Genomic DNA, 21,274 nt, shown 5'->3' with positions numbered 1-21,274 from the left:
GACCTGATCATAGTCCAGCATGTTGTCCTGCTGGCGCACGCCGTATTGCACGGCGTTGAACCACTTGCCCGACTGGTTGGGCCGCGCGCCGTGGGTCAGGTGGCCACCGGCATCCAGGCTCATGCCCAGAATGGTGTCGCCGGGCTGGATCAGCGCCTGGAACACGCCCTGGTTGGCCTGGCTGCCCGAGTTCGGCTGCACATTGGCAAAGCCACAGCCAAACAGCTGCTTGGCGCGGTCGATGGCCAGATTCTCGGCGATGTCAACAAACTCGCAGCCCCCGTAATAGCGCCGACCCGGGTAGCCTTCGGCATATTTGTTGGTCATCACCGAACCCTGCGCCTCCATCACGGCGGCAGAGACGATGTTCTCGGACGCAATCAGCTCGATCTCGTCGCGCTGACGACCCAGCTCAGACCGGATCGAGCCAAAAAGCTCAGGATCGCGGTCCGACAAGGACTGGGTGAAAAATCCGGTGTCACGAAGATTGGCGTTCATTGGCGCTCCACATGGCTGGGTAGAATCTTGCGGATTTCCTATCGGAAACGTCACACGCGCAAAAGGCTTAAAGCGACGATTTGGCCAACTGCGGCGTCAAGACTGGCCTATTGGGGAAAGGTATGTTTGTTTCGGAACCAAATGTGCAACACCGGAAACCACAAAACATGAAAAAGAGAATCGCCTTTCTCGCCAGCGAGGTCAAAGTGGCGCAAACAGCGCGTGACATCCTGGTGGCCAAATATGGTAATGTGGCACCCCGGGACGCAGATGTTGTGGTGGCATTGGGCGGCGACGGCTTCATGTTGCACACTTTGTACAATGTGCAGCATCTCGATACTCCGGTTTACGGGATGAATCGCGGCACGATCGGCTTTCTGATGAATGAGTATCACGAAGACGATCTGATGGCGCGGCTGGAGGATGCCGAGGAAGAGGTTATCAACCCGTTGGCCATGCAAGCGATGGACCAATCTGGAAAACTGCACGAGGCGCTGGCGATCAACGAAGTGTCATTGCTGCGCGCGGGTCCTCAGGCAGCAAGGCTCAAGATCAGCGTAGACGGCCGGGTACGCATGGCCGAACTGGTCTGTGACGGGGCATTGCTTGCCACGCCTGCGGGATCAACCGCGTATAACTATTCCGCGCATGGGCCGATTGTTCCGATTGGCGCAGACGTTCTTGCCCTGACACCCATCGCGGCGTTTCGCCCACGGCGGTGGCGTGGTGCCTTGTTGCCGAAAATGGCGAAAGTCAGGTTCGATGTGGTCGAAGCAGACAAGCGACCGGTCATTGTGGCTGCTGATTCCGTTTCTTTCCCGGATATCGACTGGGTTGAGATCAGGTCGGAACCAGCTATTGCGCACCGTATCCTTTTCGACCCCGGCCATGGGTTGGAAGAACGTCTAATATCAGAACAATTCACGTAAAATTGGCCATCCCCGAATTTTTCTCAAGTCTATGTGAAGCAGTTCACAGGAATTCCCTTAATGATTGGCTAATGTGAACTTGTCCGGAGAACACGCCAAGGTGGGAGTGAGTGGCCACCTAAACGGTGTTTTCGAATGGTTGCGCAGATTTTGCGCTGGCGAGGGTGGGTGGTGCTACGCTCGTCATCAGAAATCCGGGCTTATTTTAGCAGCTGGACCCCGGGCACAATGACCCGGGGTCTATTTTTTGTTACATGTGATCCCAAAGCGGGAAACACATCTGTCCCACTCGAGCTTCTATCGCGGCGGCGGCATCCACGGCCAAATCCTCGCGCCAGCGCTGTGCCGCGATCTGTACATTGATAGGTTGAGGCCCTTTGGGAAGGTTGGCCAATCGTGACGGAACGCAGGCTGCAGGCAGTCCCAGAAAGTTCATCGCATAGGAATAGACAGCGCATCCCAAAACATCATGCACGCCTTCAGCGCCTTCGGTGTCCCGGTCAGGTTTGAAAAATGGCTGTGGCAGGAAAGGGGACAAAACCAGCGGGTAGTCCTGCATAAACAGGGACCATTCACGGGCATAATGGCTGCGCTTGGCCAGCATCCGAACCAATTCTGTTTCAACGATGGGCGGGAATTCCTGAAAGTAGACGTCAAAGATGTCGCGGATGGTTCTGGACCCAGCGGCTTCAATGTCTGATTTCATCAGGGTCAGCACTTCGCCCATCAAGGTCCGATACCCGATCCGACCACATTCAAAGACATCGGGTGGATCGACCTCTTCAACGTCGTACCCTGCATCGACCAGCGCATCGCGCGCAGTGTCGAGGGCTTTTTCGACCTCGGGGTGCAGCGCATAGCCGAAGGTGTTCTTGGTGAATGCCACCTTGATTGGCTGGTCAAAACGCTCGCCCCGCCAGGGCATTGGTACGTGGAACGGATCCCGCGCATCGGTGGCGATCAGGCTGGGCATGGACAGGTGCAGATCCGCAGCCGACCGGGTAATCAGGCCCTGAACCGACATTGATTGCGCCAGCAATCCGCGTTCGGCCTTATGACTTGGGTTCCACGCGGGAACGCGCCCCAAACCCGGTTTGACCGTCACGGCACCGATGGCGGCTGCCGGAAAGCGCAGGCTGCCGCCAATATCGTTGCCATGGGCCAGCGCACCGACACCTGCCATCACGGCGGCAGCAGCGCCACCGGATGATCCTCCGGGTGAAATGTGCCGTCCCCACGGGTTGAATGTGCGCCCATGCAGGGGGTTGTCGGTGTCGGCCCTGAAGGAAAACTCGGGCGTATTCGTTCGCCCGATCACAATGGCCCCCGCTTTTTGCAAATTGCTGACCACCGGCGCGTCATCCGGTGCAATCACATCCTTCAGCGCAATGACACCGTTGGTGGTAGCGTGACCTTTCTGATCGACATTCACCTTGATTGTTACCGGTACACCATGCAGCGGGCCGGTCGGCTGACCACGCCCACGTGCAGCATCAAGCGACTGCGCGCGTTCCAGGGCCTCGGTACGCAAATCTTCGACGACCGCGTTCAGCGCGGGGTTCACCGCGTCCATGCGATCAATCGAGGCCTGAACCGCCTCGGTCGCGCTCAGATCGCCGCGTCGGGTCAAGGTGGTCAGCTCTGTGGCGCTGAGACGCCAGATATCGGTATGTGTCATGGGCCCTCACTGTCTTACTGCGACAGTAGGGGCCCAGAATCAGGTTGCAAGGGCGGACATGGTATGGGCGGCCTGTGCCGCCCGATGGTTACTTGGCGTAACCAATTGTCTGCAATGCTTCCTTTATTTCATCGAGGATGGCCGGGTCGTCAATCGTTGCAGGCATTTTATAATCCTGCCCATCGGCAATCGAGACCATCGTGCCGCGCAGGATTTTACCGGAGCGGGTCTTGGGTAACCTGTCGACAACAACAGCCAGTTTGAAGGCAGCCACCGGTCCGATTTTTTCCCGAACCATTTTGACGACTTCCTGAACCACATCGCCATGTTCCCGTGTGGCACCAGCATTCAGGCACAGGAAGCCAACCGGCATCTGCCCCTTCAGCTGGTCCGAAACTCCGATCACCGCGCATTCAGCCACATCGGGGTGGGCGGCCAGCACTTCTTCCATCCCACCCGTCGACAAGCGATGGCCGGCAACGTTGATGACGTCATCGGTGCGCGCCATGATGTAGAGGTACCCGTCTTCGTCAATCATCCCGGCATCGCCGGTTTCGTAATATCCGGGGAAGTGTTCAAGATAAGATTTCTTGAATCGTGCTTCGGCATTCCACAGTGTTGGCAAGGTGCCTGGGGGCAGGGGCAGTTTGACCGCGATGGCACCCAGTTCACCGGCTTTTATCGGGTGACCGCCTTCATCCAGAATTTGCACGTCATAACCCGGCATCGGTTTTGCGGGCGAGCCCAGCTTGACCGGAAGCTCTTCGATACCCAGCGGGTTTCCGGCTATGGCCCAGCCGGTTTCGGTTTGCCACCAATGGTCGATCACCGGAACCTTCAGCGCGTTTTGTGCCCAGATAATTGTGTCAGGGTCGGCGCGTTCGCCTGCCAGATAGAGGGCCTGTAGATGAGACAGATCGTATTTGCCGATCAATTCGCCTTTGGGGTCTTCTCGTTTGACGGCGCGGATGGCCGTAGGTGCGGTGAAGAAGCTTTTGACCTTATGTTCCGAGATCACGCGCCAGAAGGTGCCAGCATCCGGGGTGCCGACTGGCTTGCCCTCGAACACAATTGTGGTGTTTCCGTGGATCAGGGGTGCGTAGCAAATATAGGAGTGCCCCACGACCCAGCCCACATCGGAGGCTGCCCAGAACACGTCGCCCGGATCGACGTTATAGACATTCTTCATCGTCCAGTTCAGTGCCACAAGGTGTCCGGCAGTGGGGCGCACGACCCCTTTGGGTGCACCCGTAGTGCCAGAGGTGTACAGGATATAAGCCGGGTCATTGCCATCGATCGGTACGCATTCAGCCGGTTCGACACCGTATTGGAAGCCATGCCAGTTGAAGTCGCGCCCTTCGATCAACTGAGCAACTTCTTGTTCCCGCTGGAAGATCACACAAAAATCAGGCTTGTGGTTAGCCAGTTCGATCGCACCATCAAGCAGGGGCTTATAGTGTACCACGCGGCCCGGTTCCATCCCGCAGGACGCGGCGATGATTGCTTTGGGTTTGGCATCGTCGATGCGCACAGCCAGCTCGTTGCTGGCAAACCCGCCGAACACGACCGAATGCACGGCGCCCAGGCGCGCACAGGCCAGCATCGCCTCAAGCGCTTCGGGGATCATCGGCATGTAGATGATGACACGGTCACCTTTCTCGACACCCTTTGCCCGCAGCGCGCCGGCCAGAGTGGCCACGCGGTTGCGAAGCTCGACATAAGATATCTCGCGCTTGGTGTGGGTGATGGGGCTGTCATAGATGACGGCGGTTTGTTCACCGCGCCCGTTTTCCACATGACGGTCTACGGCATTCCAACAGGTATTGACCCGCGCATCGCTGAACCATTCGTACAAGGGCGCATTGTCGTCGAACAGTGCCTTGCTGGGGGCCTTGACCCAATCGATCCCTTTTGCAGCGTTCATCCAGAACGCTTCGGGGTCGGTTTTCCAGCTGTCATAAACGTCCTGATACGCCATCTTGTCCTCCTCACAACGGCTTGGACATTGTGTTAGGTCGCGGAAAACAACCGAGCAAGCGCGACGCATGACGACGCGTCAGTTTATCGCAAAAAATTTGCAGATCGGCAAAAAACGACTTGCAAATTTTTGCAAAATTACAGTTGAAGCACAGTTTTTGTCGCAGAAATAGAAAGTTTTGCAAAATTGCAAACCATTGCGTGCAAATATTGTGCCGTTCCGAGAATCAGCTCAACCAGCCGTTTTGGCGTATCGTGGCAGCTTGTCCTCAAGGTTCAGCCAGGGCAGGTGGTCGGCGTGGAACACGTGAAACTGTGGCGGCAGGGATTCCGGGTTGGCCAGCGTTGCGGTGTAAAGATGTATGTTCACCTTGTCGCGCGCTGTGCGATAGGCCATCTGGGTTCCGCAATTGCCACAAAACAGACGCTCGACCCCTTCGGATGAACGATAGATCTTTGGTGCCCGACCCAACCATCTGACTGCTTCATGCGGCAGCCCGAAAAAAGCCGTGACCGGCGCGGCGCAGTTTCGCCTGCAATCTGAACAGTGGCAATAACAGCTCCACGCGGCTTGGGCATCGCTTTCCCAATGCACGGCGTTGCAGTGGCAATGTCCTTTCATGCGCTCCCCCCTGTTGGCAGGGGCGCCAGCAAGGCTGCCCCCGGTTAACCGTAATGCGCCACGGGTGTTCCTGCAATCGCCGCCATGTTCAGCAGACCGCGCGCGGTGATGGATGGAGTAACAATATGGGCCTTGTTGCCCATGCCCATCAGGATCGGGCCAACTTCAATCCCGTCCGCCTTCATCTTCAGAATATTGCGTACGCCACTGGCAGCATCTGCGTGGGCGAATATCAGAACGTTGGCCGCCCCCTCCAACCGCGACGCCGGGAAGATACGCGCCCGCAGGTCTGCATCCAACGCCGCATCCAGATTCATTTCGCCTTCGTAGACAAAATCGCGCGGCTGCCGATCAAGGATTTCCAGCGCCGCCCGCAGCCGTTTGCCTGATCCTTCAGCCTGATTGCCGAATTGCGACTGCGAACAGAAGGCGATCTTAGGCTCGATCCCGAACCGGCGAACATGTCGCGCAGCACCAATGGTGGTTTCTGCCAGTTCTTCCGGCGACGGCAATTGCCGGACATGCGTGTCGGCGATGAACAGGGGGCCGTCTTCCAAAATCATCAGCGACAACGCGCCGTGCGGGCGCAGGTTGCCCTCGTCAAGCACCTGCTCAACATAGTTCAGATGCCAGCGGTATTCGCCGAACGTGCCGCAGATCATGCTGTCGGCCTCGCCCCGATACACCATGATCGCGCCGATGGCGGTTGTATTTGTGCGCATGATCGCCTTAGCCAGATCCGGCGTCACACCGCGGCGCTGCATGATCTGGTGGTAGGAAGTCCAGTAATCGTAATAGCGCGGGTCGTTCTCCGGGTTAACGATCTGACAGTCCTTGCCCGGACGAATGGTCAGCCCCAGCTTTTCACATCGGGTTTCGATCACATCGGGTCGCCCAATCAGAATTGGCGTTTCCGTCGTCTCTTCAAGAATGGCCTGCGCGGCTCTCAAAACCCTTTCATCTTCACCCTCGGCAAAAACGATGCGACGGGATGCGACGGCCGCGGCCTCGAACACAGGACGCATCAGAAGGGCAGATTTGAAGACCGACTGGTTGAGCTTTTCCTTATAGGCTTCAAGGTCCTCGATAGGGCGTTTTGCAACACCGCTTTCCATGGCGGCCTTGGCGACCGCCGAGGACACCACGCCCACAAGACGTGGGTCAAATGGTTTTGGGATCAGGTATTCGGGGCCAAAGGTCAGTTGCTCGCCCTTATAGGCAGCCGCCGCCTCGGCGCTTGTGGTCGCGCGCGCCATTTCAGCGATGCCATCCACGCAGGCAATCTGCATCGCGTCGTTGATCTCGGTCGCGCCGACATCCAGCGCACCCCGGAAGATAAACGGAAAGCACAGCACGTTATTGACTTGATTGGGAAAATCGCTGCGCCCCGTGGCGATGATTGCGTCTGGTGCTACTGCACGCGCGTCCTCTGGCAGGATTTCCGGCGTCGGGTTGGCCAGGGCGAAGATGATCGGGCGGCTGGCCATTTTCCGGACCATATCAGGCTTCAGAACATTTGGGCCGCTGAGACCCAAAAACAGGTCGGCCCCACCGATCACATCGTCCAGCGTCCGCAAGTCCGACTTCTGCTCGAACTGTGACTTGTGCGGGTTCATGTCCTCGGCCCGCCCTTCGTAGACAAGCCCGTGAATGTCGCACAGCCATATGTTTTCACGCTTCACGCCCAGCTTGACCAGCATGGTCAGGCACGCAATCCCGGCAGCCCCGCCACCGGTCGACACGACCTTGATATCCGCAAAGGACTTACCCGCCACATGTAGCGCATTCTTGGCCGCAGCCCCGACCACAATGGCGGTTCCGTGCTGGTCATCATGGAAAACCGGAATGTTCATGCGTTCACGGCAGAGTTTCTCGACGATGAAGCAATCGGGGGCCTTGATGTCTTCCAGGTTAATGGCGCCAAATGTCGGTTCAAGGGCACAGACGATATCCGCCAGCTTTTCGGGATCGGGCTGATCGACCTCGATATCAAAACAATCAATGCCTGCGAATTTCTTGAAAAGGACGGCCTTGCCTTCCATAACCGGCTTCGACGCGAGTGCCCCGATATTCCCCAGGCCAAGCACGGCGGTGCCGTTTGAAACCACGGCGACAAGATTGCCGCGCGCCGTGTAACGTTCCGCATTGGCTGCATCGGCCTTGATTTCAAGGCTCGCCTCGGCCACGCCCGGCGAATAGGCGCGGGCCAGATCGCGCCCGTTGGCCATCGGTTTGGTAGCCTTGATCTCAAGCTTTCCGGGTTTGGGGAATTCATGATATTCGAGCGCAGCTTGTCGCAGGCTGGGGGTGTCAGACATCGGCGATTCAGCTCCCATTGAGAATTTGATTTAGCCTTAAACTATTTATTTGGACTTGGCTACGCTACGTAACTCTGCCGTGATGTCGCAACCGCGAAACCGGATTGATATTGTCTGAGTTCATTTTCACCTTTTCACATTGCGACGACCAAGATCACTCTGGCAAGGCTGTCGTGACATTCAGAACTGATGACCCGGCTGGTAACGAATGAGGGATCAGTAGGTTGGATGTTGGTTGCAGCGGTGCTGGGTGGTTGTTGTCACCCAGGTATTGGTCAAATTCACCGCGCTGAACGGCGGAGTTTTACCCGTGGTCATTGAAATGCCGTTCTTCGCTGTGGAAGAAATGCCGGGGATGTTCTTTTCGGTTGGCATTTTGACCTCTGTTCTGATCGGATGGCCAAAGTTGCAATACGAAGAGAATACTGATGACCAAGACATCCGATCTGGCGAAAACGCACGCTGAAATTCGCCTGCCCACACAGGAAATTCGCGACGACATCCCCTTCTACACGAAGAAACTGGGGATGAAGATGGACATGATTTATCCCGCTGACGATCCGCGTGTCGCGGTGTTTTCGGGGCATGGTGTGCGGTTGCGCATTGAAAAAGACGCACCGGAAAGCCCAGGAACATTGCGTATCCTGACGGATAATCCGTCAGATTTCGCCGGTGGTGAACGCGTTCTGGTGGCCCCGAATGGCACCCGGATCGAAGTTGAAGAACGAAATCCGCCACTGGTGATGCCAGAGACCGTGCATTCCTTTGTCGTGCGCAGGCTCAAGGATCAGGCCCCCTGGATCATTGGTCGGGCCGGGATGCACTATCGCGATCTGGTGCCGGATCGGTTGGGTGGGTCGATTATTGCCAGCCATATCCGCATTCCCGATGGTGGGCCGGTTCCGGACATGGTGCATTTTCACAAGGTCGGGTTTCAGTTGATCTTTTGCATCCATGGCTGGGTGGATGTGGTCTATGAGGATCAGGGCGAGAAAATGCGTCTGACAGCGGGGGACTGCTTTATTCAACCACCGGAAATCCGGCACCGTGTTCTCGAAGCTTCTGATAATGTTCAGGTCATCGAGATCGGAGTGCCGGCTGAGCATGTCACAGAGATCGACCATGACATGACACTTCCCACTCCGCACATCCGCCCGGACCGCGAATGGCAGGGTCAGCGTTTCGTCTACAATCAGGCCAAGAACGCCGAGTGGATGCCCTTCCGTCTGCCGGGGTACATCTGCCGCGACACCACGATTGCCGAGAACACCAAGGGCGTTGCTGGGGTGCAGGTTGTGCGCAAAGGGTCTGGGGATCCGGAATGGGCCAGCCATGACACCGACATTCACTTTACCTTTGTGATGGACGGCGAGGTCACCCTGGAAGGAGAGGGGCGTGAGCCCTACCGGCTGGAGCAAGGGGATGCTTTCGTCATCCCACCTGGGATGCGCACACGGCTGTCCGACCCAACAGACAATATCGAATTGTTGGAAGTCACCTTACCCGGTACCTTCAACACAACGCTGGGTTAAGCGAAAAACATGGGTCGGGGGCTTCAAATTCCCCGCCTTAATACGTTAGCGTGCAAATTTCTGACCAGATGATCAAAAAATGGGGAATCGCCATGTCGCTGAAAGACGCTGCCTTGTCTGTCCGGGAAAACGCCTACGCGCCATATTCGAACTTCAAAGTTGGCGCAGCGCTTCGGTCTTCGTCGGGTCATGTCTTTTCCGGGTGCAACGTCGAGAATGTGGCCTATCCCGAGGGGACCTGCGCGGAAGCAGGTGCCATTGCCGCAATGGTGGCCGCGGGCGAGCAGGAACTGACCGAAATCTACGTGGTTGCCTCCAGCCCTCAGCCTGTGCCGCCTTGCGGTGGGTGCCGTCAGAAGCTGGCCGAGTTTGGCAAGCGCGATGTAAAGGTCACTCTGGCAACCGTCGATGGTGCGGAGTTTGAGACAACCATCGGAGATTTGCTGCCGGGTGCGTTTGACGCGTCGCACATGGAGGATGTCTGAACGCATGGACGCCCGTTCAATCATAGCCAAACTGCGCAGGCACGAAGTTCCAGGCAGCGACGAGCTGATCTGGTTCGCGCAAGGGTTGGCAGACGGCAGCGTCAGCGATGCGCAGGCCGGGGCGTTTGCCATGGCCGTCTGTATGGGAGGGCTGGGTCCTCAGGGGCGTGCGGACTTGACGATTGCGATGCGCGATAGCGGCGATGTTCTCAGTTGGGATGTGGACGGGCCGGTGATCGACAAGCACTCGACCGGTGGGGTCGGGGACTGCGTCAGCCTTGTGCTGGCTCCGGCGCTGGCGGAATGCGGTGCGTATGTGCCGATGATCTCGGGTCGGGGCTTGGGGCACACGGGTGGAACATTGGACAAGCTCGAGGCGATTCCGGGGGTCAGCACTCAGATCGGTCAGGACCGACTTGCGCAGATATTGCGCGAAACGGGCGCGGCCATCGTTGGCGCGACGGGCCAGATTGCACCGGCGGACAAGCGGCTTTATGCAGTGCGGGATGTAACGGCAACAGTCGAAAGTCTGGATTTGATCACAGCGTCGATCCTGTCCAAAAAGCTGGCGGCCAGCCCGGATGCGTTGGTTCTTGACGTCAAGGTCGGCAGCGGTGCCTTTATGAAAACAATTGAGGATGCCCGTAAGCTGGCCACAGCATTGACCGAGACAGCGAACGCGGCCGGGTGCCGGACTTCGGCGGTGATCACGGACATGAACCAGCCTTTGGCCCCGGCGCTGGGTAATGCACTGGAGGTCGCGGAAGTGATGAAGGTTCTGACCGGTCCTGACGCTTCGCCACTGGTGGACATTTCTGCCGAGTTGGGCGGCGTCCTGCTGGCTGATGCAGGCATATGCAACTCGGTCGAGGAGGGGCGCGAGCAGATCGCCAGGGTCGTCCGTGACGGTCGCGCTGCCGAACGGTTTGGCCGCATGATGGCAGCGGTTGGTGGTCCTGTGAAATTTGTCGATACCTGGACCCGTTTCCTACCTGAGGCGAGCGTTATTCAGGAGGTTCCTGCCCCCGAAAACGGTTACATCTCCGCCATCGACGGAGAGGCTCTGGGCCTTGCGGTCGTCGCGCTGGGTGGCGGCCGTCAGGTCGAAAGCGATGAGATCGATCCGGCCGTAGGAATATCCAACATCCTCAGGCTGGGGGATCGTGTTTCAAAAGGTTCACCCATTGCCGTGGTCCACGCTGCACGGGAAGACGCTGCACGGCGGGCAGCGGAAACTGTGCTGAGCGCGGTGGCAATCAGCGATACAGTTCCAAAGCTGCCCGATCTGATCCACGAAAGGATCAGCGTATGAGCCGTGCATTCCTTGTGGTTATGGATTCCGTTGGAATAGGTGGGGCACCCGACGCAGATCAGTTTTTCAACGGTGATGTCCCGGATACCGGGGCAAACACGCTGGCCCATATCGCCCAAGCTTGTGCGGAGGGCCGTGCAGAAGAGGGGCGCACCGGCCCGTTGCACCTGCCCAACCTGGACGCGCTGGGTTTGGGTGCGGCTGTGCGGCTGGCGTCTGGAGAGGCCACTCCGGGCCTCGATGCCGAACCTGCTGGACTATGGGGCTACGCGCGTGAGCATTCGCCGGGTAAGGACACGCCCTCGGGCCACTGGGAATTGGCGGGCCTGCCAGTGCCCTGGGATTGGCATTACTTTCCAAACACGGTTCCGGCTTTTCCAGCGGAATTGAGCCGCGCGGCAGCCGAAGCTGCCGGGACCGAAGGGATTCTTGGTGACTGCCACGCGTCGGGGACAGCGATCATCGCCGAGCTGGGCGCTGAGCATATGCGCACCGGCTGGCCGATCTGCTATACATCCGCTGACAGCGTGTTTCAGATCGCGGCGCATGAGGAAAGCTTTGGGCTGGAACGGTTGCTGGACATGTGCCGCGCGCTTGCTCCGCGATTGCACAAGATGAAAGTGGGGCGTGTTATAGCGCGCCCCTTTGTCGGAACGCCTGAGACGGGGTTCGAACGGACGACCAATCGCAAGGATTTCGCCATTCTGCCCCCGGCACCGGTGCTGACCAACTGGGTGCAGGATGCAGGGCGACGGGTTCATGCAGTGGGCAAGATCGGCGACATCTTCTCGATGCAGGGGATCGACACGCTGCGCAAAGGGTCGGATGCCCAGCTGATGCAGCACCTGTCTGATCTTGTGGACGAGGCGGAAGAGGGCAGTCTGACCTTCGCCAACTTTGTCGAATTCGACAGCCTTTATGGGCATCGCCGCGACATCAGCGGATATGCGCGCGCGTTGGAATGGTTCGACCGCGAGATCGGGGATATCCTGAAGAAGCTGCACCCAGGCGATCTGTTGCTGTTAACAGCTGATCATGGCAATGACCCAAGCTGGACTGGAACGGATCACACACGTGAACAGGTACCGGTTCTGATTGCGGGGCAGGGTGCGGGACAGATCGGGCAAGTGGATTTTGCCGATATTGCGGCCAGCATTGCCCATCATCTGAACATTCCGGCGCAAGGGCCGGGAAGGAATTTTCTATGAGCGTTGCAGAACTGCCTAAAATCGAACTGCATCTTCACCACGAAGGCGCGGCACCTCCGGCCTTCATCCGTCAGCTTGCCCACGAAAAACGCGTTGACCTGAGCGGTATCTTCAAACCGGACGGATCTTATGATTTTCGTGATTTCGCGCATTTCCTGAGCGTGTACGAAGCCGCTTGCGAAGTTCTGAAAACGCCCGAAGACTTCCGGCGGCTGACATTGGCCATTCTTGAGGAAAGCGCTGAAAATGGCGTGGTTTATTCCGAGACCTTTCTCAGCCCTGATTTTTGCGGCGGTGGCGACCTGCATGCGTGGCGGGATTATCTGAATGCCATTCAGGATGCGGCAGACGAAGCCGAGCGTAAATTCAATATCACCTTGCGCGGTGTCGTTACCTGTGTCCGCCATTTTGGCCCCGAACAAGCCAGGCGGAGTGCCCATTGTGCGGCCGAGACCGCCGGAAACTGGATCACCGGTTTTGGCATGGGCGGCAACGAATCCATTGGCACGCAGGGTGACTTCAAATGGTCTTTCGAATGTGCCCGCGAAGCCGGGCTGCGCCTGACCACGCATGCGGGTGAGTTTGGCGGTCCTGACAGTGTGCGCGACGCTGTGCGCGATCTGGGGGTTGAGCGTATCGGGCACGGTGTCCGCGCCATCGAAGACCTTGATCTTGTTCGTGAACTGGTTGACCGGGATATCACGCTTGAGGTGTGTCCGGGTTCGAATGTGGTTCTGGGTCTTTTCCCAGATTTTGCCGCCCACCCCATCGCGAAACTGCGCGATGCGGGCGTAAAGGTTACGATTTCCACCGACGATCCTCCGTTTTTTCACACGACCATGCGGCGGGAATATGAGATGTTGAACGCGGCGTTCGGCTGGGAGGCCGGGGATTTTGCGGCATTGAATGAGACGGCCCTGAACGCGGCCTTCTGTGATGATGACACCCGCGCGCGGGTCAAGAAAAGATTGGAGAACACATGAGCGAACACCTGACCGTCGTCGATCACCCGCTGGTGCAACACAAGCTGACGCTCATGCGGGACAAGGGCACCTCGACCGCCGGGTTCCGGCAGTTGCTGCGCGAGATCACATTGCTTCTGGCCTACGAGGTCACGCGCGACATTCCCCTGACCACGCGCAATATCGAAACGCCGATGGAAGAAATGGACGCCCCCATACTGGCAGGTAAGAAAATGGCGCTGGTGTCAATCCTGCGCGCCGGAAACGGGATGTTGGATGGGGTGCTGGAACTTGTGCCTTCAGCACGCGTCGGTTTTGTGGGCCTGTATCGCGACGAAGAAACGCTGAAACCCGTACAGTATTATTTCAAGGCCCCCGAAAGCCTGAAGGACCGTTTGGTCATTGCGGTGGATCCGATGCTGGCGACTGGTAACAGCTCGGCCGCAGCCATTGACCTGTTGAAACAGGCCGGGGCGACGGATATTCGCTTTCTGTGCCTGTTGGCGGCACCCGAAGGTGTGGCGCGGATGAAAGAAGCACACCCTGACGTGCGTATCGTCACGGCAGCGCTGGACCGCGAGTTGAACGCGAAAGGTTACATCATGCCCGGTCTGGGGGATGCCGGTGACCGGATGTTCGGAACCAAGTGATCCGGTTTATTCGCCGCAAATATTCTGTAGCCGGACCCAGTCGCGGTCCGGCAGCACCTGTTCCAGCGCCCTTCCCGCCATCGGATCCGCTTCGATCAGGCCAAGAACCGTTTCGCCGGTCACATCACGGGCATAGGCGTAGGGGGTTGAGGGAAGCGCGCTTTGCGAGAACATCGCCAGCACGTCGTCGTCAGAAATGGCCGGACGGGGCTGTGACAGGACCTGCTCGGTATATGTGTCGATAATCTCGGGCGTCAGTCCGCCGGTTGTCAGCAGCCTGAAGGCAGAGGTCGCGCCGGTTCTGTCCAGCAGGTCATCAAGCGGATCCTTATGCGCGGCCCGCGCCCGTTCTGCAATCACATAACCCGCTGCGACAGCAGGGTCTTCGTAATCCTCGACCAAAGCACGGCTGAGCAGGACAGTGCCGCCAGGCAAGCTGAGGCTGTCTTGAACGCCTGCTGGCAGAATGATGATCTGCCGTACGCCAGTGCGCCGGGCCAGCTGTTCCAATGAATCCCCTGCATCCCGCGACGTACAGGCCTGGCCCGAAACACGCTCGATCCGATGCAGGATCATATCGCCGATCTCCTGCCGCTTGACCTGGGGCACGACCGAGACAACATGGTTTTGCAGCGCACCGGGCAGCCAGAACAGCAACAGGGCCAGCACAGCGGCCACGACGCCTCCGACACTCAGCCAGCGCAAACGCCCCGGGTGGGGGCGGGACCGATCTATAGCGCGCTGCAATCGGTCGATCGCTTCAAGCATCGTGGTTTCGGATTCGGCCAGCTCAAGCGTTTCATCCGGATCACCGTCCGGGTTGAATATGGCCGGAAAGGAACCGGGGTTCTGGCGTTCAAGTGCCGCCAGCGACCAGTGGGTCAGCGCCCTGTCATTGAAATCAGAAATGGTTAGGGTGGCTTCGCCGATAGACACAACAACCTCGCGCCGCTGTTCATCGGGCGAGGGGCGCCACAGACCGGTGGCTTCGATCCGCTGGTACTGTTTCAGGGCCGTCATCTGGGTTGGTCTGCTCGAATTTGTTTTGTTACAGCTTAGCATGGTGAAATCGCAGGGCGCAAACCTGTTGCGCAGTCGTTGTGAATTGTGCTGGATACCCGAATGGATCGAAACAGTCGGCCCACCATCGCAATCAGGACACGACTTCATGCAGGCGCATTCCGCATCTTCTGCTGTTCTGGCTTCGGCCCTGATGGTAAGTGCCATGGCAATTATCGGCGTCATCGACAATGTTGTGATCCTTTTGGCCGAAACCGTCGGGCTGTGGCAGTTTCATCTGACCCGTGCATTGTTGATGCTGCCGCTGATTGTTGGCCTGTCGTTTCTGGGGCTGGGCGGGTTGAGGCCCGTGCGGTGGGGGCCTGTCATCTTGCGCAGCGTGCTGATTACCACGGCGATGCTATTCTATTTTGCATCTCTTGCCATGATGCCAATTGCACAGGCGCTGGCAGGGTTGTTCACCTCACCGATTTTTGTGCTGTTGATCTCCGCTCTGGTGCTCAGGCAACCAATAGGGCCGTGGCGCATACTGGCCGTACTGATTGGATTTACGGGTATCCTTTTGGTACTTCAGCCAAACCCCAGCGATTTTGACCTGCGCACGCTGGTGCCTGTGGCGGCAGGGTTTTTCTATGCCCTCAGCTCGATTCTCACGCGTACGCATTGTTCTCAGGAAAGCACTGTGGCCATGCTGGCCATCATGGTCATTACTCTGGGTGTGGCAGGTGCGATGGGGGTTGCGTTTCTGACAATCTCACCGCTCGTCACGGCAGAGGGTGCTGATGGCTTTGTCTCGCGTGGATGGGTTTGGAACATGGGGCCTGCCATACCGTGGCTGGTTACTCAGGCTATCGGTTCAACAATCGCGGTTTTCATGCTGATCAAGGCGTATCAGGTAGGCGAGCCATCTTATGTGGCGGTGTTCGAGTATTCTGTCATGATCTTCGGCCCGCTCTTCGCATTTGTGGCCTTTGGGCAAACCCTTGGCGTCTTTCAGATTTCGGGCATCCTTATGATTGCGGCAGCGGGTCTGTTGCTGGGGTGGCGTGCCAGCCGATCATCTGACCAGAAAAAAGTTGCCTGACGCATCTTGGGCTGACTGCGCGCCCAAGGCTGAACGGCCATCTACCACGTTACCCGGATGCAACGCCCCGGATTCGGGAGTTCGACAAAATCGCCTTCGTTTCAGAAATGGCAAAAATGCCCAGTGAGGCTAATAGAGTGTTCACGAAAACCCTCGGTAATTACGCGGAATTGGTCAAAATTGGGCGCAAATATGTCTGAAATGTGACGGGCCGAATTTTTGGTGTTAGCTCATTGGCATAACCGTTTTGTGCCAAAAGGGGGTAGGGCACGTGTCCGAAGTAACTAGTATTTCTGTTTATCTGGATCAGCTGCCAGAAGTTGATCGAACCAACACAAAACAGGCGGTAAATGCGCGCCGTGGCGGGTTTTTGCACGGCACCAAGATCGCCACGACTGCCGGGTGGAAGCCGGTCGAACGGATCACGGTGGGTGATCTGGTTAGAACCCTCGATCACGGGTTCAAAGAGGTACGGCGCATCTCGATAAGCGTTGTGGTCATTCCAGCCGATGAACGCCGGGTCGAGTTCCTGCCGGTCCTCGTGCCTGCCCGCGCCGCGTATAACGGGCGACCTGTCTGGTTGATGCCCGAACAGGGCATGGCGCTAAACCTGTCCCGGATCGACGCCAAGGCCGATGGCCCTTCGGTGGTGCCAGCGCGTTTGCTGAACGGCGCCGGTCACCTGACGTCACAGGCACCGGGGTCGTCTTTCGAAGTGTTTTCCTTGTTCTTTGATGATGATCAGGTGATTTTTGTCGAGGGCGGATTGCAGGCCTATTGCCCGTCCGGTCGCTTCAACATGCGCGGTGCAACCACCGGAACACGGTACGATGTCGCAACCGAAGAGGTGGCCTCCGACCTGATCCACTCACTTATAAGCAAGGGCGATATGTCGGCTCTTGCCAACCCATTGGGTGCGCTGCCTGCACCCATTCCCCAGGAACCGATATTTCCGATCCGCCCGCCGTTTGGGGTCAGGCGACCGGGTCGACCGGGACGCCCAAGCGCGCCGGTTCTGTTCCTGCGGCCCGAATGGCAGATCTAACCAAACACTGACAAGAACGATGCGGGCGCATGGTGACATGCGCCCGCGTCATTGGATTAAGCGGCTTTTGCTTCAGGGTTGAAGCGACCGTAGAAGCTCTGACCTTTTTCTGCCATCTCGCGCAGCAGCGTCGGGCAGGCAAAGCGTTCACCGTAATTCTCGGCCAATTGATCGCAACGTTCGGCCGCGTAGGGCGTGCCGATGATGTCCAGCCAGCTGAACGGACCACCCGACCACGGGGCAAAGCCCCAGCCCAGAATTGCACCGACATCACCCTCGCGGATGTCTTCCAAAACACCCTCTTCCAGCGCGCGGACAGCTTCCAGAACCTGAGCAAACATCAGACGTTCCTGCACTTCGATCAGGTCAAGCTGGTCATCGGCAAGCGGATACTTGTCTTGCAGGCCCTTCCAGTATTCGACGCGCTTGCCCTTCTCGTCATAGTCGAAGAAACCGGCATTTGCCTTGCGCCCCAGACGGCCCTGTTCCTCCATCCAGAAGATCAGATCGTCCGAGGGGCTTTCCGGATAGGCATCGCCCATCGCCGCCTTTGTCGCGCGGGCGATCTTGGCACCCAGATCAATTGAGGTTTCGTCGGTCAGCTGGATCGGACCGACCGGGAAGCCCAACTGCCGCGCGGCGTTGTCGATCAAAACGGGGCTGACGCCTTCAGTGACCATGCGCGCGCCTTCGTTGATATATGGAATGATGCAGCGGTTTGCGTAGAAGAAACGCGCATCGTTGACCACGATCGGGGTCTTGCGGATCTGACGCACATAGTCCAGCGCCTTGGCCACTGCACGATCCCCGGTTTCCTTGCCCTTGATGATCTCGACCAGGAACATCTTTTCGACCGGTGAGAAGAAGTGGATGCCGATGAACTGGTCAGCCCGAACCGAGGCTTTGGCCAGATCGCTGATCGGCAGGGTCGATGTGTTCGATGCAAAGATGCACTCTTCGGGGATAATCGCCTCGACCTTCTTGGTCATCTCAGCCTTGACGCCCATGTCTTCAAAGACCGCTTCGATGATCAGGTCACACCCTTTCAGGTTGTCCAGATCCGGCGTTGCAGTGATGCGACCCAGCATGGCCTCTTTTTTCTCAGCCGTGACCTTGCCGCGCTTCATGCCTTTGTCCAGATAGGTCTCGGTATAGGCTTTGCCTTTGTCCGCAGCCTCCTGGTCGCGGTCGATCAGAACAACTTCCATACCGGCCTGCGCGGATACCAGAGCGATACCAGCCCCCATCATGCCCGCGCCCAGAACGCCGATCTTCTTGACTGACTGGTCCGGGACACCAGCGGGGCGCACGGCTCCTTTTTCCAGTGCTTCCTTGTTCAGGAACAGCGACCGGATCATCGCACCTGACGACGGGTTCATCAGCACGGACGTGAACCAGCGCGCTTCGATTTTCAGCGCGGTGTCGAAATCTACCAGAGCGCCTTCGTAAACCGCGCTCAGCAGAGCCTTGGCTGCCGGGAAGGCCCCTTGGGTCTTGCCATTCACCATCGCCGACGCGCCAACGAAGTTCATGAAGCCCGCAGGATGATAGGGGGCGCCACCGGGCATCTTATAACCCTTTGCGTCCCATGGTTTGACCAGATCGGCGTCCTTGGCGTTCAGCACCCATTCCTTGGCTGCCGCCATTGGATCGGCTGCGATCTCGTCAACATAGCCTGCGCCTTTGGCTTTCTTGACGTCCAGCATCTTACCTTCAAGCAGCAGCGGAGCCGCCGCAATGGCGCCGACTTTGCGGACCATCCGCGTGGTGCCGCCCGCGCCGGGGAAGATGCCGACCATGATCTCGGGCAGGCCGTACTTTGCCTTTGGGTTTTCGGCCGCAAAGATACGATGGGTGGACAGGGGCAGTTCCATACCGATGCCCGCAGCGGTCCCGGGCAGAACGGTTGCAATCGGCTTGCCGCCTTTCTTGGTCTTGGGGTCCATGCCCGCCAGTTCGATCTTGCGCAGCAGGGCGTGCATTTTCATCGTACCCTCGAACAGACCCTTGGCCGGATTGTCGCCCGCCTGTTCTTTCATCACCGCCAGCAGGTTCAGGTCCATGCCGCCCGCAAATGACCCTTCTTTACCCGAAGTAACAATGATGCCTTTCACCTCATCGTCGGCCAGCGCCTGATCGATGCAATCGCTCAATTCTGCCAGTCCGTCAAAGGACATCACGTTCATGGTCTTCCCGGGCACGTCCCAGGTGATCGTGGCGACGCCATCGGCGTCTTTGCTCAGAGTGAAATCAGTCATTGTCATCTCCAATCTGGTCAGCCGTCAGCGGGCTGCCATCCTTGCGGGTGAAGGAGAATCCGTTCTCATCAACCTTCACCATCATGTCCATGTCGCTGTAATAGCCAGTCTCGGTCGGGGTCCGTGTGCCCACCACCAGAAAGGTCATGGGCGCATCGGTCTTGTTCACAAGGTGATGGCCGTTGGCCTCACCTGCGGGCCAGGCGGCGCAATCGCCGGGCTGCATCTCGTGCTCGCCATCATCATCGACCAGCGTGCACGAGCCGCTGAGGATGATGGCAAACTCGTCCTGTTTCATATGGTAATGCCGCAGCGAGGACAGGCCCTGCGGTTCCAGCCGCACGATGTTGACCCCGTATTGGGTCAGCCCGCCCGCATCGCCCACGCGCTGCGCGAAGCGACCTGCAGTCGCTTCGGCCAGCTTGCCGGGATAGGCCGAGCCGCCCTGAAACGGGATCTGAGAAAGATCCAGCTTGGGCATCAGACGCGCTCGATAATGGTTGCCGCACCCATGCCGGATGCAATGCAAAGCGTGGCCAGACCGGTTTCCTTGTCCTGACGCTCAAGCTCATCCAGCAGCGTACCAATGATCATCGCACCCGTGGCACCCAGCGGGTGACCCATCGCGATCGAGCCGCCGTTGACGTTGACCAGTGCAGGATCGACATCAAATGCCTGCTGGAAACGCAGCACGACCGAGGCGAAGGCTTCGTTCACTTCAAACAGGTCCAGATCGCTGATCTTCATGCCATTGTCGGCCAAAATTTTCTCGGTCACCGGTACCGGGCCGGTCAGCATGATGGTCGGATCGGTGCCAATCTTGGCGGTTGCTTTGATGCGGGCACGCGGCTTCAGGCCGTATTTCTCGCCAAATTCCTTGTTGCCGATCAGAACAGCAGCGGCTCCGTCCACGATGCCCGAGCTGTTGCCTGCATGGTGGATGTGGTTTACGCGCTCAAGATGGGGGTATTTGAGCATCGCAACCTTGTCGAAGCCAGGCATCTGTTCGCCCATCATTGCGAATGACGGGTTCAAAGCGCCGAGGCTCTGCATATCGGTGCCCGGACGCATGTATTCATCGCGGTCCAGAATGGTCAGACCGTTCTGATCCTTGACGGTGATCACGGATTTCTCAAACCGGTTGTCGGCCCATGCTGCCGCCGCACGTCTTTGCGATTCAACCGCCAGCGCATCCGCGTCATCACGGGTAAAGCCATACTCGGTCGCGATGATGTCGGCCGAGATTCCCTGAGGTACGAAATAGGTCTCCATCGCCAGCGAGGGGTCAACAGCGATTGCTGCACCGTCGCTGCCCATGGCCACGCGACCCATCATCTCGACACCACCCGCAATATAGGCATCGCCTGCGCCGCCTTTCACCTGGTTTGCGGCCAGGTTCACAGCTTCCATGCCCGAGGCGCAGAAACGGTTGATCGCCAAACCCGGGATCGACTGATCGAGGTCGGATGCCAGAACCGCCGAGCGCGCCAGACAGCCGCCTTGCTCCATCACTTGCGTGACGTTTCCCCAGATCACGTCTTCGACGGCGTGACCTTCCAGGTTGTTGCGCTCTTTCACCGCGTTCAGGGTCAGGGCGGACAGGCGCACCGAGGTTACCTCGTGCAGGCTGCCATCCTTGCGGCCCTTGCCGCGCGGCGTGCGCAGGGCGTCATAGATATAGGCTTCGGTCATGGGT

The 21,274-nt window shown here is 58.3% G+C and carries 19 protein-coding genes; 10 read left to right on the top strand and 9 right to left on the bottom strand.

What is annotated here, in order from left to right; all coding sequences use genetic code 11:
* Positions 1 to 498, bottom strand: a 498-nt coding sequence (locus tag AC2FND_RS05855) for a PLP-dependent aminotransferase family protein (protein WP_496768490.1), incomplete at its 3' end; no start/stop codon positions are given.
* A 122-nt stretch (positions 499 to 620) separates the two neighbouring features.
* On the opposite strand from AC2FND_RS05855, the gene AC2FND_RS05850 reads away from it, so the two are divergent.
* On the top strand, positions 621 to 1,427 hold the full coding sequence (locus AC2FND_RS05850; protein WP_480485157.1) for an NAD kinase: 807 nt from the start codon (positions 621 to 623) through the stop codon (positions 1,425 to 1,427).
* A 250-nt stretch (positions 1,428 to 1,677) separates the two neighbouring features.
* Here the strand turns inward: AC2FND_RS05850 and AC2FND_RS05845 are convergent, their stop codons facing one another.
* The 4 genes from AC2FND_RS05845 to AC2FND_RS05830 all read right to left on the bottom strand — a co-directional run bounded on the left by AC2FND_RS05845 (position 1,678) and on the right by AC2FND_RS05830 (position 8,022).
* Entirely contained in the window at positions 1,678 to 3,105 is a 1,428-nt protein-coding gene (locus AC2FND_RS05845) for an amidase family protein (protein ID WP_496768488.1), read from the bottom strand.
* A gap of 88 nt (positions 3,106 to 3,193) precedes the next feature.
* Entirely contained in the window at positions 3,194 to 5,083 is a 1,890-nt protein-coding gene (gene prpE / locus AC2FND_RS05840; RefSeq protein WP_496768486.1) for a propionate-CoA ligase PrpE, read from the bottom strand.
* A gap of 231 nt (positions 5,084 to 5,314) precedes the next feature.
* Positions 5,315 to 5,704, bottom strand: coding sequence for a GFA family protein (locus AC2FND_RS05835; RefSeq protein ID WP_496768484.1), 390 nt, complete (start codon positions 5,702 to 5,704; stop codon positions 5,315 to 5,317).
* A gap of 44 nt (positions 5,705 to 5,748) precedes the next feature.
* Positions 5,749 to 8,022, bottom strand: a complete 2,274-nt coding sequence (locus tag AC2FND_RS05830) for an NADP-dependent malic enzyme (RefSeq protein ID WP_496768482.1) — start codon at positions 8,020 to 8,022, stop codon at positions 5,749 to 5,751.
* A gap of 250 nt (positions 8,023 to 8,272) precedes the next feature.
* Here AC2FND_RS05830 and AC2FND_RS05825 point away from each other — a divergent pair, with 250 nt between their 5' ends.
* The 7 genes from AC2FND_RS05825 to upp all read left to right on the top strand — a co-directional run bounded on the left by AC2FND_RS05825 (position 8,273) and on the right by upp (position 14,171).
* Positions 8,273 to 8,488: a hypothetical protein gene (locus AC2FND_RS05825; protein ID WP_496768481.1), complete on the top strand. Its 216-nt coding sequence runs from the start codon at positions 8,273 to 8,275 to the stop codon at positions 8,486 to 8,488.
* Positions 8,451 to 9,554 (top strand): cupin domain-containing protein, encoded by a 1,104-nt coding sequence (locus AC2FND_RS05820; protein ID WP_496768479.1) that lies wholly within the window; start codon positions 8,451 to 8,453, stop codon positions 9,552 to 9,554. The genes AC2FND_RS05825 and AC2FND_RS05820 overlap by 38 nt, the downstream gene beginning before the upstream one ends.
* Before the next feature lie 92 nt (positions 9,555 to 9,646).
* On the top strand, positions 9,647 to 10,039 hold the full coding sequence (locus AC2FND_RS05815; protein WP_496768477.1) for a cytidine deaminase: 393 nt from the start codon (positions 9,647 to 9,649) through the stop codon (positions 10,037 to 10,039).
* A 4-nt stretch (positions 10,040 to 10,043) separates the two neighbouring features.
* Entirely contained in the window at positions 10,044 to 11,351 is a 1,308-nt protein-coding gene (locus tag AC2FND_RS05810; protein WP_496768475.1) for a thymidine phosphorylase, read from the top strand.
* Positions 11,348 to 12,559: a phosphopentomutase gene (locus AC2FND_RS05805; protein WP_496768473.1), complete on the top strand. Its 1,212-nt coding sequence runs from the start codon at positions 11,348 to 11,350 to the stop codon at positions 12,557 to 12,559. Before AC2FND_RS05810 ends, AC2FND_RS05805 begins: the two co-directional genes overlap by 4 nt.
* Positions 12,556 to 13,542, top strand: a complete 987-nt coding sequence (locus AC2FND_RS05800; protein ID WP_496768471.1) for an adenosine deaminase — start codon at positions 12,556 to 12,558, stop codon at positions 13,540 to 13,542. Before AC2FND_RS05805 ends, AC2FND_RS05800 begins: the two co-directional genes overlap by 4 nt.
* Positions 13,539 to 14,171 carry a uracil phosphoribosyltransferase gene (gene upp / locus AC2FND_RS05795; protein ID WP_209503238.1) on the top strand — a complete coding sequence of 211 codons (633 nt, stop codon included), beginning with the start codon at positions 13,539 to 13,541 and terminating at the stop codon, positions 14,169 to 14,171. The genes AC2FND_RS05800 and upp overlap by 4 nt, the downstream gene beginning before the upstream one ends.
* A gap of 6 nt (positions 14,172 to 14,177) precedes the next feature.
* Here the strand turns inward: upp and AC2FND_RS05790 are convergent, their stop codons facing one another.
* Positions 14,178 to 15,191, bottom strand: a complete 1,014-nt coding sequence (locus tag AC2FND_RS05790) for a hypothetical protein (protein WP_496768470.1) — start codon at positions 15,189 to 15,191, stop codon at positions 14,178 to 14,180.
* A 148-nt stretch (positions 15,192 to 15,339) separates the two neighbouring features.
* On the opposite strand from AC2FND_RS05790, the gene AC2FND_RS05785 reads away from it, so the two are divergent.
* The gene (locus AC2FND_RS05785) at positions 15,340 to 16,275 is read left to right on the top strand and encodes a DMT family transporter (RefSeq protein WP_496768468.1); all 936 of its coding nucleotides are present in this window, start codon (positions 15,340 to 15,342) and stop codon (positions 16,273 to 16,275) included.
* 271 nt (positions 16,276 to 16,546) lie between these two features.
* Positions 16,547 to 17,320 carry a Hint domain-containing protein gene (locus AC2FND_RS05780; RefSeq protein WP_496768467.1) on the top strand — a complete coding sequence of 258 codons (774 nt, stop codon included), beginning with the start codon at positions 16,547 to 16,549 and terminating at the stop codon, positions 17,318 to 17,320.
* A 56-nt stretch (positions 17,321 to 17,376) separates the two neighbouring features.
* On the opposite strand, the gene AC2FND_RS05775 is transcribed toward AC2FND_RS05780, so the two are convergent.
* From AC2FND_RS05775 to AC2FND_RS05765, 3 genes are read right to left on the bottom strand one after another with little or no spacing between them, the layout of a single operon-like run.
* Positions 17,377 to 19,578 carry a 3-hydroxyacyl-CoA dehydrogenase NAD-binding domain-containing protein gene (locus tag AC2FND_RS05775; RefSeq protein WP_496768465.1) on the bottom strand — a complete coding sequence of 734 codons (2,202 nt, stop codon included), beginning with the start codon at positions 19,576 to 19,578 and terminating at the stop codon, positions 17,377 to 17,379.
* Positions 19,571 to 20,059 carry a cupin domain-containing protein gene (locus tag AC2FND_RS05770; RefSeq protein ID WP_209503246.1) on the bottom strand — a complete coding sequence of 163 codons (489 nt, stop codon included), beginning with the start codon at positions 20,057 to 20,059 and terminating at the stop codon, positions 19,571 to 19,573. Before AC2FND_RS05770 ends, AC2FND_RS05775 begins: the two co-directional genes overlap by 8 nt.
* Positions 20,059 to 21,270: an acetyl-CoA C-acetyltransferase gene (locus AC2FND_RS05765; RefSeq protein WP_480484257.1), complete on the bottom strand. Its 1,212-nt coding sequence runs from the start codon at positions 21,268 to 21,270 to the stop codon at positions 20,059 to 20,061. The genes AC2FND_RS05770 and AC2FND_RS05765 overlap by 1 nt, the downstream gene beginning before the upstream one ends.
* Positions 21,271 to 21,274 lie beyond the last annotated feature (4 nt).

The sequence above is a fragment of the Ruegeria sp. BHSB056 genome (genome assembly GCF_059613305.1).
Note: the sequence above shows the minus strand (reverse complement) of the source record. Positions and strands in the feature narration are given on the sequence as shown.

Bases quoted from the DNA above. Each gene is read 5' to 3' on its own strand.
- AC2FND_RS05850 (WP_480485157.1), top strand. From the start codon at position 621: ATGTTTGTTTCGGAACCAAATGTGCAACACCGGAAACCACAAAACATG.
- AC2FND_RS05845 (WP_496768488.1), bottom strand. From the start codon at position 3,105: ATGACACATACCGATATCTGGCGTCTCAGCGCCACAGAGCTGACCACC.
- AC2FND_RS05810 (WP_496768475.1), top strand. From the start codon at position 10,044: ATGGACGCCCGTTCAATCATAGCCAAACTGCGCAGGCACGAAGTTCCA.
- AC2FND_RS05790 (WP_496768470.1), bottom strand. From the start codon at position 15,191: ATGACGGCCCTGAAACAGTACCAGCGGATCGAAGCCACCGGTCTGTGG.
- AC2FND_RS05830 (WP_496768482.1), bottom strand. From the start codon at position 8,022: ATGTCTGACACCCCCAGCCTGCGACAAGCTGCGCTCGAATATCATGAA.
- upp (WP_209503238.1), top strand. From the start codon at position 13,539: ATGAGCGAACACCTGACCGTCGTCGATCACCCGCTGGTGCAACACAAG.
- AC2FND_RS05820 (WP_496768479.1), top strand. From the start codon at position 8,451: ATGACCAAGACATCCGATCTGGCGAAAACGCACGCTGAAATTCGCCTG.
- AC2FND_RS05835 (WP_496768484.1), bottom strand. From the start codon at position 5,704: ATGAAAGGACATTGCCACTGCAACGCCGTGCATTGGGAAAGCGATGCC.
- AC2FND_RS05765 (WP_480484257.1), bottom strand. From the start codon at position 21,270: ATGACCGAAGCCTATATCTATGACGCCCTGCGCACGCCGCGCGGCAAG.
- AC2FND_RS05785 (WP_496768468.1), top strand. From the start codon at position 15,340: ATGCAGGCGCATTCCGCATCTTCTGCTGTTCTGGCTTCGGCCCTGATG.
- AC2FND_RS05775 (WP_496768465.1), bottom strand. From the start codon at position 19,578: ATGACTGATTTCACTCTGAGCAAAGACGCCGATGGCGTCGCCACGATC.
- AC2FND_RS05800 (WP_496768471.1), top strand. From the start codon at position 12,556: ATGAGCGTTGCAGAACTGCCTAAAATCGAACTGCATCTTCACCACGAA.
- AC2FND_RS05815 (WP_496768477.1), top strand. From the start codon at position 9,647: ATGTCGCTGAAAGACGCTGCCTTGTCTGTCCGGGAAAACGCCTACGCG.
- AC2FND_RS05805 (WP_496768473.1), top strand. From the start codon at position 11,348: ATGAGCCGTGCATTCCTTGTGGTTATGGATTCCGTTGGAATAGGTGGG.
- AC2FND_RS05770 (WP_209503246.1), bottom strand. From the start codon at position 20,059: ATGCCCAAGCTGGATCTTTCTCAGATCCCGTTTCAGGGCGGCTCGGCC.
- prpE (WP_496768486.1), bottom strand. From the start codon at position 5,083: ATGGCGTATCAGGACGTTTATGACAGCTGGAAAACCGACCCCGAAGCG.